This window comes from Alteromonas gracilis, assembly GCF_043642145.1.
GTDB lineage: Bacteria > Pseudomonadota > Gammaproteobacteria > Enterobacterales > Alteromonadaceae > Alteromonas > Alteromonas gracilis_B.
Map to the genome: position 1 here is coordinate 651,730 of NZ_JBHZRZ010000002.1, position 11,820 is coordinate 663,549.

Sequence of the window (11,820 nt, forward strand, 5' to 3'; positions counted from 1 at the left end):
TAATTAGACAAAAGACTAATAAATAAGAGTAACCTTATATCATGAGCTTTTTTAACGACTTAACGCTTGATTATTGCTCTGGCAATGTCACATTGAGCTCAAGCACGCTGCAGTCATCGTTGTTATCCAATTGCACCGAAACCTGATCATCAGCAATAGTGACGTACTTGCGAATAACCTGAATAATTTCCTGCTGCATCATCGGCAGGTAGTCAGGCTCGGTCCGCTTTTTCCGCTCGTGCGCTACAATAATTTGTAAACGCTCTTTGGCTACTGCCGCAGTGCTCGGCTTTTGCTTCTTTTTGAGCAGGTCGAAAATTCCCATTACTTCCCTCCTAGCAGACGCTTAAAGAACCCTTTCTTCTCTGCCTCAAGGAAACGATGTGGAACAGTTTCACCTAGCAGACGTTTAACAGCGTCAGCATAAGCTTGTCCTGCATTAGCTTCTTCGTCAAGAATAACCGGCTGGCCTTGGTTTGATGCTTTAAGTACCGCTTCAGATTCTGGAATTACACCTAAAAGCGGAATAGCCAAAATTTCTTCAACATCGGCAACACTTAACATTTCAGCACTTTCAACACGGGTTGGGTTGTAGCGAGTTAAAAGCAGGTGCTCTTTAACAGGCTCGCCCTTTTCTGCGCGCATCGACTTACTTTGAAGAATACCTAAAATGCGATCTGAATCGCGTACCGATGATACTTCTGGGTTAGTTACAACAATAGCTTCATCAGCAAAATAAAGCGCCATTTGTGCGCCTTGTTCTATACCCGCAGGTGAGTCGCAAATAATGTATTCGAAGTCTTTCTTAAGCTCGTCTAGTACCGACTGGACGCCTTCAACCGTTAGGGCATCTTTATCACGGGTTTGCGATGCAGGAAGAATAAACAAATTCTCAGTGCGCTTGTCTTTGATTAACGCTTGTTTAAGCGACGCTTCTTTATTGATAACGTTTACAAAGTCGTACACAACACGGCGCTCACAACCCATAATCAGGTCAAGGTTTCGAAGGCCAACATCGAAATCTATCACGACGGTTTTGTGGCCTGCTAATGCAAGCCCCGTACTTATTGCTGCACTTGATGTAGTTTTGCCTACACCACCTTTTCCTGAGGTAACTACGATAATCTTTGCCATCTATTCTTTCCTATTGGTGCGTACAGAGCATTAAGCTAAGGGCTCTATACGTAATGTTTCTTCTTCTAAATATATTTGCGCTGGCTTCTTCCAGCACTCGCCCTTAACGGTTTCATGCATAATGAATTGCCCAGCTATTGAAATAAGTTCTGCGTCTAACGACTGGCAAAATACACGAGCACCGGTGTTGCCTTTAACACCCGCTAGCGCACGGCCGCGCAGTGTGCCGTAAACATGAATATTGCCATCGGCTAATAGCTCTGCTCCTTCGCTTACCGATGCCGTAACAACCAGGTCACTGCCTTCAGCGTAAACTTGCTGACCAGAACGCACGGGGCGGTTAATAACTTTGGCTGGTTTGAGCACAGGCGCGACGGTGGGAGCGGGTTCGCTTTGCGCGGGCGCGTTGCCCGTTTGCTCACTTTGTTTCGTTTGCGGCGAGTCAACACCAGTATTAGTGGTAGAACTCGTCTTTTGTGAGCGAAGTGCACTATCTGTGAACTTACTTTGACTTACATCGGCTAAGCCCAAATCGTTAATGGTTGGCTTGAGTTCTGCCACTTCACCTTTCACCGCCATTGGCTGTAATTGTAGCCTGCGACAAAGAGCAACTAATAATTCAAATTCGGTAGCAGATAAGGGTTTAATTAAATGCAATATAAGCGAAGAACGGGTGAAAAACTGCGGCGCGCTCGCAATTTTCTGAGATAAATGAGCTTCAAAACTATCTGGCTCAAAATCTATTACTTCTAACACAATACTGGTGAGCGTGGTGCCCTTCATGCGAAAGCAAGTTTCTGTCATTTTTTCTTCCCGAAAAGGTATTGCTTCAACGTTGTTTAAAAGCAAAACCTATAAGCGCTAGTGTTTGTTGCTGTCTTACGCAGCAATACAATTATTCTGAATGCGTCACTGTATCAAAAATCGCTTTTACAGCAACTGTTATACCTGTTTAAACACCGATTAAGCCAAGAACATGCCAACAAACGAACAAATTTCAACCAAGTCTGATTTTCACGCAGTTTACTTAGCACCTTGCCCGTTTGGCGATATAAAAAAAGTGCGATCTGAGATCGCACTTTTTTCATTACCTCTTCGTTCAATGAAGGTTAAGGTGTAGTGAGCTTTTTAGGGTCAAGCAATGATTGTAGCTCGTCTCTAGGGATATCTGTCATGGCTTCAGCCACATCAATAACAGGTTTATTTTCTTTGTAAGCCGTCTTAGCAATTTCAGCTGCTTTTGCGTATCCAATTACAGGGTTAAGCGCGGTTACAAGTACTGGATTTCTGTATAGCGCGGCTTCTATGTTGTCTTGAATAACTGTGAAACCTTCTATTGCCTGCTCACCTATAAGCGCGGCACTGTTAGTCATTAGCGACATACTTGAAAGAAGGTTGTTGGCAATCATAGGCAACATGACATTAAGCTCGAAATTTCCAGATTGCCCGCCCACAGTAATAGCCGCATCGTTACCTATGACTTGCGCACAAGCCATCGCCACAGCTTCTGGTATAACAGGGTTAACTTTTCCAGGCATTATCGATGAACCAGGCTGTAGTGCGGGTAACGCGATTTCGCCAAGCCCTGCTAGTGGACCAGAGTTCATCCAGCGCAGATCGTTCGCTATTTTCATAAGCGTTACCGCCAAACTTTTTGTCGCGCCAGAAAGCGTTACCGCCGTATCTTGAGAGCCTATTAGCGCAAAGAAGTTGTCTGCTGGTTTAAAGCCTTTATTGGTAAGCTCGCCCAGTGTATCAGCAAACGTTGTAGCGAACTTAGCATGCGCATTTACGCCTGTTCCAACAGCAGTGCCACCTTGCGCTAACGTTTGTATAGCAGGCTGAACAGCACTTAATGTTTTGACCTGCTGTTTAAGCTGAGCAGCCCATGCAAGAAGACTCTGATCCATACTCACAGGCATTGCATCCATTAAATGCGTGCGCCCCGTTTTACAGTATTTAGCAACAGATTTGGCTTTTCTTTCAATGATGCCAATTAAACCTTCAACTGCGGGGATCAGTTCGCACGATAACGCAATAGCCGCGCTAACGTGAATGGTTGTTGGAATAACGTCATTTGAACTTTGGCCGTAGTTCACATGGTCGTTAGGATGCACTTCCTCGTTCGCATAGCGCGAGGCCAAGCGCGCAATCACTTCGTTAGCGTTCATGTTTGTACTTGTACCAGAGCCTGTCTGAAATACGTCGACTGGAAAATGCTGCATAATATCTTCAAGTGCTAGCAGCTCATCGCACGCTTTGACTATAGCTTGCCCACAGTCAGAATCGATCACGTTTAGCTTCATATTTGCCTGTGCCGCCGCTTTTTTAACTGTAACTAACGCGCGTATAAAAGATTCAGGCATTCGCTGCCCACTTACAGGAAAGTTCTGAATTGCTCGCTGAGTCTGCGCGCCATAAAGCGCACTTTCTGGAACTTGAAGTTCGCCCATGCTGTCGCGTTCTGCGCGGGTTGCTGTCATTGCTCTTATCCTTGTGTTGATAAAACTTTTTTCGACGTGTTGAACACGTGTTAAATAAAAACCTTACTGCGTAGTAAAAGCGTGCTGACTACAGGAAATAAGGCACTAGCCTCTGCATATCTATTTTTATTCGCGCAAGCGCTATTCGATCACTCTGCGTTTTGGCGTAGTGCTCAGCTTTGAGCAATGGCTTGTACAAGTGGTCTACACAATAATAGCGCCAATGCAGGCTAACCAAAGGGTCACAAATGGTTTCACAAAGCACGTCAATGGCATTTTTGTACACCGAAAATTTATCTCTATCACTAGATAGTAATTTCGCGACGCACGCTACGCCTTTTAAATAATTCACCAAAACATCTAATTCTTCGTCGTTTTGTCCAAGTCTAACGCGATGTTTAACATTCTGGAGGACCACCTGTTGAAGCTGTGCATGCTGTTGGTGTGAGTTTTCATTAAACGACACTCGAACCTCTTTGGTGTAAAAATGAACTTCACACCAATATAAATGATAATCGTTAGCATTTACAATGATCCAGTGATATTCTTTCCCGTATTGGAAATTGGACATTTCAATTTCACCAAATGGTGTAGTTAATCAAAATTCAAAGGATGTTTTCTATGTTCAAGAAGTTACTTGGTGGCGCAGCCCTTTTACTTTTAGCCTCTAGTGCATTCGCCAGCGACTGTGAGGTAACCGTGGAATCGAACGACGCTATGCAGTTCAACACGTCGAATGTGGTAATTCCTGCAACTTGTAGCGAGTTTACTGTAAACCTAAAACACACAGGCCAGCTGCCTAAACAAGCTATGGGTCACAACTGGGTGATGACAACCAAGGCCGATGGGCAAGCAGTAGCTACAGATGGTATGAGTGCAGGTTTAGACAATAACTATATTAAACCCAATGATGAGCGCGTAATTGGCGCTACAGACATTATTGGCGGCGGTGAACAAACGTCTACCACTTTTTCAGTAGAAGCCTTAAGCAAAGATGAAGAGTACATGTTCTTTTGCTCTTTCCCAGGTCACATTGGCATTATGAAAGGTACTGTCACCCTCTCAAGCTAACGTTTTTCAGAGAAGATGGCGCACCGTCTAATGAGTGCGCCATGAACAGATTGACTGGTTAGTGAAGAGTGTAGTTTTAATGGATACTGCGACCCACACATCAAAACGTGCTAAGGCAATGTTTCAATCAAAGAAGCTGCCTGGCGTGTCGCGCAGCTTGCGTTTACAAGCGCTCTATACATACATAACCAACAAGCGCCTTCTGATGCCGCTTTTCATCACCCTGCTTTTAATATATGACAGTACACGAGCTGTTACTTTATCGGTTTTAGCCGACGCATATTTTCAAGTAGCCGCGTTTGTGTACGCCTCCCTTGCACTTTATTACATTGCTACTTTGCGAGTTTCATCAGAAGCAATAGGCAATTACATGAAAGCGCACCCCGTACACGAAGTGGGTATATCTGCGTTACTTGGCGCTTTACCGGGCTGCGGTGGTGCCATTATCGTTGTTACCCAATATACCAGAGGTATAACAAGCTTCGGCGCTGTGGTAGCCGTTTTAACCAGTACCATGGGAGATGCAGCGTTTTTATTGCTAGCCCAAGCACCACTTGATGCAGTAACCGTGATGGCAGTGAGCGTAACAGCCGGCGCGGCAACGGGTTTAATGGTTAATAAATTCCATAACTATCAAGCACCTGAATCTGTTATTGATAATCCGGATTCGCAAAACCGTGATAAGTCTATAGCGGTAGGCCGCGGTGCTATATCGCTTTCTAAAGCGTTCTGGATAATTGTTAGCCTGCCCTCTCTGGCTATTGCGCTTGCCATGGCGTTTCAGATGCCCGTACACACCTATCTTTCTATTGAGGAGAGCACACTAACGCTAATTGGTGCCGTGTTATGTATTTCAAGTCTTGTTTTGTGGTCTTTGTGCGGCTCAGGTAATGGCTACGCATCCATTACAAAAGAGGATTTCATTCCACCACCGCCTAAATGGCAGGAAAAAGCGGCATTAGACACACAATTTGTTTTAACCTGGGTTGTACTCGCATTTCTGGTCTTTGAACTTTCGGTGGTATGGTTCGGGCTAGACATTACCTCAGCGCTTCAATCAGTTGGTCCGGGATTAGTCGCTCTAGCGATCATTATTGGTTTTTTACCAGGGTGCGGCCCGCAAATATTAATAACCACGTTGTATTTAAACGGCGCGGTGCCTTTTTCAGCCCAGTTAGGCAATGCTATTAGCAATGATGGCGATGCACTTTTTCCGGCTATCGCGCTTTCTCCGAAAGCTGCAATTATCGCCACCGTTTACTCTGCCATTCCAGCCTTTATTATTGGATACGGCTACTGGTATTTATTTGAATAGTTCCGCGTGTAAAACTGAATGCACGTATCGTGTACTCGAGTGATGCTTTCAGCGCTTACTCCATTTCTGTAGACAGCGCTTCACTCCACGGCACACTCACGTCATAGTTACCTTTTCGGGTTTTGTATTGATAAACCGTTGTAGAAAATTGAATAGACTCTACTTCAATGTCCTTTTCGATTGTTAGCGTAACATTGACTGCTTGGAAAAAGCGAAAACGAAATTTCACATCTTCCTCTAGCACGCTCGACTCCCCAGATTTCAACACAACAGGCTCGCCATTTCGCTTGCCTACAACAGCAATATCTAAGTTGCCGTTAATAACCGCTTTTTGCTGTTTAGACTGAAGTAACACAAGCCTGAGTTGGTAGGTGTTGTCGCTTAGTTCAAATACTTCAACACCTTCAATGGCAAAACCGTCATCAGTTTTCTCAGGCGCCACCACACGCTCGTAAAAGCTTAGCAACTCTTGCTGCGCTTCAAGCTCTTTTGTCTGCTCGCTTAATGCTTTGGTGATGTTTTCTTTCTCACGCGTGGCAAGCTCCATCGCCACCTCAAGCTGATTTACCTTGGTAGTGAGTGCATGGTTCTCTTCAGATAAAATGGCGATGGTTTCTTGTTGGGCCTGAACTTTTTTACTGTCACCTTCGTCTATCATGCGCGCTAATTTATAGCCAAACCCAACCATAACGAACATGATAATTGCCACCAGCAGTGTCCATTTATAATCACCTAATACTTTTTTTAATTGGTCTGTGGTCATAATCTCTACATCAACAAAAAACACCGAGTGCTAAGGCGCTCTAAACATTATGAATTTTAGGTGTTTATGGTAAGCTTCTAAATACGTTAACCTACTGTACCACAACATGCGCTTGCAGGCTTTAAGAGAGGAAGTAGCTCACCCACGCACATCCATTCAGTTGTGCATGCTGGGCATTGTAGGGGGAACCTGCGCTGCGCTAATTATTATTCTGTTTCGGCTTTGCGTTGAATGGTTGCAAGAAACAGGCGTTTCGTCACTTCAGTCCCTACTTACTTACGACTGGTTAGTCTGGCTTGTCATGCCACTTATCAGCGTAGGGTTAACATTGTTCATTGCTTTTCTTACGGGTTTTAAACATTACCGTCTTGGTATTCCCTTTGTTATTCACCGGGTAAAGTACTATTACGGTCACATTCCCTTTAGAACCACCATTAATCAGTTTTTTGGCGGCATGCTTGCCCTTGCTGGCGGCTTTGTGGTGGGCCGGGAAGGCCCATCTGTACACTTAGGTGCATCGGGTAGCAGCTTCTTAGGACAATGGCTTCGCTTGCCTTACAATAGCATTCGTATCCTTGCTGGCTGTGGTATCGCGGCTGGAATATCAGCGTCTTTTAACACGCCCTTTGCCGCCGTCATTTTTGTAATGGAAGTTGTGTTACGGGAATACAAAATCCATATCTTTGTACCCATAATGCTGGCTGCCGCGTGTGGCTCTGTCCTTACTCGTATTGTTTTTGGCGAAGTAAATGAACTTTCATTTTTATCGTTTAATGCGTTTAGCCAGTGGATGTATTTCTACTTAGTGCTACTTGGAATACTTCTGGGCATGTTGGCCGTATTGTTTAACAGTCAGCTAATGCGTGTTATGACGTGGTTTAGGCCCGTTTCGATGGTGTGGCGCTTAGTTCTTGCTGCGCTGATTACCGGTACTATTGGTATGTTTATTCCTGAAGCGCTCGGTGCAAGCTTTATTGACGTTGGACATTTGTTCGATAGCTCACCTGGGGCTTTGCTTTTAGTATCGACCTTGGTGTTTAAAGTGATACTAGCGGTATTTGCTATCGGGCTTGGTATACCTGGGGGAATCATAGGCCCAGTGATGGTCATTGGCATGCTAGCCGGAGCGGTGTTACTGCTTCCCCTGTCGTACTTTATTGATGTACCAGATTTTACCAATAGCTTTGCGTTACTTGGTATTGCTGGAATGTTAACTGCGGTACTTCATGCGCCCCTTGCTGCACTTTCTGCCGTGATGGAGCTGTCTTACAGCCCTCAAATTATTCTTCCAGCTATGTTGGTCATTGTGCCCGCATACGTTACTTCAACACAGTTTTTTGGAAACCGTTCCATATTTATCCGGCAATTAGACTATCAAAACCTTCCTTATGCGATTTCTTCTATACGCGAAGCCTTAGAAAAAACAGGCGTACTAGCCGCAATGAATACAGACTATAAGTTGTTCTATGATGCGCCTGAGCAAGCCCTTGTAAATTACTTAGAAAGTAATCCGACAAAAATTGTTATACAGAAATCAAAATTTGAAATAGATGTGCAGTATAAGCTGGTCCAATACAATGTCAGTTTGGAACACGATGCTTCTGCATTAAATTACTATGAAATGGAAGGCATTAACGCGCAGTCTACCCTGCACGAAGTTTATGAACATTTAAAGAATTCGCGCTCAGGCGCGGTATACATTTACGACCAAGAGCTAAACGACATTATTGGCGTAGTAACTTGGAATATATTGCAAAGTTTCTTACAAAAGGCACACTACTAGTATGTACATTTTATGGTTTAAAGCACTGCACATCTTTTTTATGCTAGCCTGGATGGCAGGACTTTTTTATTTACCACGACTTTTTGTTTATCACGCCACGACTAATTCTCAAGTTGTAAAAGATGAGTTCAAAGTTATGGAACGACGCCTATGGTTCTTCGTTACTCCATTCGCCTTATTAACTCTAGCATTCGGCGTTGCACTCATTGTCAGTTACGGTGGAACGTGGTTTAAAATGTCAGGGTGGTTACACATAAAACTGTTGCTTCTACTTGCTGTTTACGGCTACCACTTCTATTTGTTTAAGTTAATGAAGCAATTTGCACGGGATGAAAATAGACACTCTTCGCGCTTCTATCGCATATTAAATGAAGCTCCAGTGTTTGTTATTCTTGCTATTGTATGTCTTGCTGTAGTGAAACCCTTGTAATATTAAGATTAATCTTATTTATAAGGGCACACGTAGTAACCTAGCAATTTACAGTACTCATGGAGTTCGTACTGTTGCGTAGTGTGAGGGTACTTACGAAGTACGCACATTACGCATTTACGCCGAGTTGTGGCTGTTTCTCGGAATAGATAAATCGTTTTTTACCGGAATACTTACATGGATGACAGTAATCAGCACCTTAAACACTTATTAAAGCAGACCGACATCGCCTTTAAAGCGCTTATGCGAGAGCCTGCATCTAGGCTTTTGAACGAGCAGTATGAAAAAGCAAAACTTGAGCTAGATAGCTATACAACCTCGCTAAAACATACGTTGAGTCAACGCCACCAGCAGCAAAGGCAGCGCTAAATACATTCTAAGGAGTGTTCTAACCACGTTTTGAATGTTGGCAGGCTTGCTTTGCCGGTTGTAAGAAGTTCAGCTTCCAAGCTGGAATAAAATCAAGTTAAGCAATGCACATACTCGCTTTTTGTTAGATCTCTTTTTGTTAGATCTCTTTGTTAAAGGTTTCAAACTGGTTAGGTAATGCGCCCGCTAGCTCTCCAGATAATTTGGTATAGTCTGCCAACACCGATGGCAACTGTTTGACTAACATTTTCATGTTGCTTTTAAGCTGCGCTGCTTGAGATTCATTTCGATACGCCAGCGCAAGGTCGACATTTGCTAGCGTCGAAAACAGTTTTAAACATCGAGATAATCTTGCTTCCGCGGGCTCTGCTTGCTGCTGGTTTAAGGAAGTTGCGCTCTGCTGCCGCTCATTTTTTTTCTCTAAGTGATGCCATGCATTCTGCCATACTGGCTCTAACTGTTTATGCACTTGTAAAAGCCCATTTAGCCAACTTTCCAGTTCTTTTGATGGCTTCGCAATACCCTGTTCTTCCACGGCCTCTGTTAAGTTGCTAGGTAGTGGTGAGATTTCTTGGCGCATGAAATCCAAATGCGCGCGTAAGCCGTTCATCAACGTATCAGCGAGGTTATCAACGTCTTTGTCTACCAAATGGCTATCGCTAGACTGAATGAGCCAAGGCATCCATTGCTCTGGCATTGGGATTTCTGGGGCAGACGCCACGGCGAAAATCATTCCATCAACGTGAAATGCATTGGGGAGCACATTGCTAAAACTGGGATGCGAAATAATGTCGCTAATTTTGTTTATTGGAAACCCGTCTTGCACCATAACTTTCCTATTTTAATTTGCGTTCTTTTACATGAAACGGTAGTCTGCGCGGCCTCTTTGCTGTGGGTGCGATTTTTCACCTTATATTTGGCTTAATCGCTAAATTTAAGCCGACCAGAAAACTGCGCTCTTCGCATTGGGTACGCGACAATAGGTTTAAAACCAATCTGTTACTGTATTGGTTTAGCGGTACTGTTGCGTGCTCGCCTACCTATTGTCATGATAGCAAAACTTAACTAAGAGTCGTTGCAATGGCAAAAGATAAATCAGGATATATCATCGCGGCCGCTTTCATAGGCCCTGGAACAGTAACCACAGCAAGCCTGGCGGGAGCAAACTTTGGCTTTCACCTAGTATGGGCTCTGCTTTTCTCTGTTTTAGCCACCATAGTATTGCAAGACATGGCTGCTCGCCTTGGTGTAGCAAGTGGCCAAGGCTTAGCCAGTGCAATGAAGAATATGGCCTACAAACCGTGGCTCAAAAACCTTTTTATTGTACTTATCGTTTCTGCCATAGGTATAGGTAACGCAGCTTACGAGTCAGGAAACTTAACGGGTGCTGCCATTGGTTTAGATGCATTCATCAGTATTGGTATAGGCCCTTGGGCTGCCATACTGGGCGCCATTGCGATAGCTTTACTTTGGTCAGGCAGCTACAAGTGGATAGAAACAGTGCTTGTTTACCTTGTTTTTATCATGGCCGGAGTGTTTTTGGTTACGCTATTGGTAGCCAAGCCAGATATTGCAGCCATGTTAAGCCAGTTTGTATCACCGCGACTAGACGCTGATGCAATAACAACTGTGCTTGCCTTAATAGGTACAACAATAGTGCCTTACAACTTATTTCTTCACGCCAGTCTGGCAGCAAAATCAACACAAGGCCAAAACAAACATGAAGCCGTTGTAGCCTGTCGAAACCAATCAGCTAAGGCTATTAGTATGGGTGGCCTAATCACGCTAATTGTTATGGCAACGGCCATGATGGCATTTTTCAATCAAGCAGCCACCATGGACGCAACGAACATGGGGGAACAGCTAAAACCCGTTTTAGGTGACAAAGCACAATGGTTCTTTGCGCTTGGACTGTTTGCCGCCGGTTTAACTAGCGCCATTACAGCTCCACTGGCAGCAGCTTACGCGGTAACTGGCGCACTCGGGTTGTCTGATGATTTGCAAAGTAAAGGCTTTAAAGCTGTTTGGTTAATCATAATAGTTGTGGGCGTAAGTGTTGCGGCACTTGGTTTTAAGCCCCTACCAGCCATCTTATTTGCTCAAGCCACTAACGCCTTACTGTTGCCTATCATTGCGGTTTTTCTACTGGTAGTCATGAATAAAAGTACCGCGCTAGGTGAATTTAGAAATACATGGAAAAGTAACCTAGCTGGCTTTCTAGTAGTAGGTACAGTGATAACACTAGGTTTGTATAAACTTATCGGCGTGTTTAGCTAAAACACCCAAAAATTGGGGTCAGTGTAAAAGGCGTCGACTTGGAGCTGCGTAAACCTGCTGATGCAGTGGTATTGCATCTACATAGCAGGCAACATGCATGTAAAAAAGTACTCTGACCCTGAGGGATCCCCACGAATTTAATTTCATACGATTCCAGCCCAGGCCTTGTCGGTAATGGAGCTGTACCATTTGAGT

Annotated in this window: 13 protein-coding genes; 6 read left to right on the forward strand and 7 right to left on the reverse strand. The window is 44.2% G+C overall.

What is annotated here, in order from left to right; all coding sequences use genetic code 11:
* Nucleotides 1-70: 70 nt before the first annotated feature.
* From minE to ACHUFN_RS06935, 5 genes are all read right to left on the reverse strand, one after another.
* Nucleotides 71-325: a cell division topological specificity factor MinE gene (gene minE, locus ACHUFN_RS06915; RefSeq protein WP_390377234.1), complete on the reverse strand. Its 255-nt coding sequence runs from the start codon at nt 323-325 to the stop codon at nt 71-73.
* Entirely contained in the window at nt 325-1,134 is an 810-nt protein-coding gene (minD, locus tag ACHUFN_RS06920; protein ID WP_394221582.1) for a septum site-determining protein MinD, read from the reverse strand. The genes minE and minD overlap by 1 nt, the downstream gene beginning before the upstream one ends.
* A 30-nt stretch (nt 1,135-1,164) precedes the next feature.
* Nucleotides 1,165-1,938 (reverse strand): septum site-determining protein MinC, encoded by a 774-nt coding sequence (gene minC / locus ACHUFN_RS06925; RefSeq protein ID WP_394221583.1) that lies wholly within the window; start codon nt 1,936-1,938, stop codon nt 1,165-1,167.
* Between the two features lie 305 nt (nt 1,939-2,243).
* Complete coding sequence (locus ACHUFN_RS06930) at nt 2,244-3,617, reverse strand: class II fumarate hydratase (protein ID WP_394221584.1); 1,374 nt, start codon at nt 3,615-3,617, stop codon at nt 2,244-2,246.
* An 88-nt stretch (nt 3,618-3,705) separates the two neighbouring features.
* On the reverse strand, nt 3,706-4,188 hold the full coding sequence (locus ACHUFN_RS06935) for a hypothetical protein (protein ID WP_394221585.1): 483 nt from the start codon (nt 4,186-4,188) through the stop codon (nt 3,706-3,708).
* A 50-nt stretch (nt 4,189-4,238) separates the two neighbouring features.
* Between ACHUFN_RS06935 and azu the strand changes: the two genes are divergently transcribed.
* Nucleotides 4,239-4,688: an azurin gene (gene azu / locus ACHUFN_RS06940; RefSeq protein WP_394221586.1), complete on the forward strand. Its 450-nt coding sequence runs from the start codon at nt 4,239-4,241 to the stop codon at nt 4,686-4,688.
* 79 nt (nt 4,689-4,767) lie between these two features.
* Nucleotides 4,768-6,003, forward strand: a complete 1,236-nt coding sequence (locus tag ACHUFN_RS06945; RefSeq protein ID WP_394221587.1) for a putative manganese transporter — start codon at nt 4,768-4,770, stop codon at nt 6,001-6,003.
* Between the two features lie 55 nt (nt 6,004-6,058).
* Here the strand turns inward: ACHUFN_RS06945 and ACHUFN_RS06950 are convergent, their stop codons facing one another.
* Nucleotides 6,059-6,766, reverse strand: a complete 708-nt coding sequence (locus tag ACHUFN_RS06950) for a DUF6776 family protein (protein ID WP_394221588.1) — start codon at nt 6,764-6,766, stop codon at nt 6,059-6,061.
* A 106-nt stretch (nt 6,767-6,872) separates the two neighbouring features.
* Here ACHUFN_RS06950 and ACHUFN_RS06955 point away from each other — a divergent pair, with 106 nt between their 5' ends.
* The 3 genes from ACHUFN_RS06955 (at nt 6,873) to ACHUFN_RS06965 (ending at nt 9,348) form a co-directional block, all read left to right on the forward strand.
* Entirely contained in the window at nt 6,873-8,549 is a 1,677-nt protein-coding gene (locus ACHUFN_RS06955) for a chloride channel protein (protein ID WP_394221589.1), read from the forward strand.
* Nucleotide 8,550: 1 nt separating this feature from the next.
* Entirely contained in the window at nt 8,551-8,979 is a 429-nt protein-coding gene (hemJ, locus tag ACHUFN_RS06960) for a protoporphyrinogen oxidase HemJ (RefSeq protein WP_394221590.1), read from the forward strand.
* Between the two features lie 177 nt (nt 8,980-9,156).
* Nucleotides 9,157-9,348, forward strand: coding sequence for a hypothetical protein (locus tag ACHUFN_RS06965; RefSeq protein ID WP_394221592.1), 192 nt, complete (start codon nt 9,157-9,159; stop codon nt 9,346-9,348).
* Between the two features lie 139 nt (nt 9,349-9,487).
* Here the strand turns inward: ACHUFN_RS06965 and ACHUFN_RS06970 are convergent, their stop codons facing one another.
* Complete coding sequence (locus ACHUFN_RS06970) at nt 9,488-10,177, reverse strand: UPF0149 family protein (RefSeq protein WP_394221593.1); 690 nt, start codon at nt 10,175-10,177, stop codon at nt 9,488-9,490.
* Nucleotides 10,178-10,428: 251 nt separating this feature from the next.
* Here ACHUFN_RS06970 and ACHUFN_RS06975 point away from each other — a divergent pair, with 251 nt between their 5' ends.
* On the forward strand, nt 10,429-11,625 hold the full coding sequence (locus ACHUFN_RS06975) for an Nramp family divalent metal transporter (protein WP_394221594.1): 1,197 nt from the start codon (nt 10,429-10,431) through the stop codon (nt 11,623-11,625).
* The last annotated feature ends 195 nt before the right edge of the window (nt 11,626-11,820 follow it).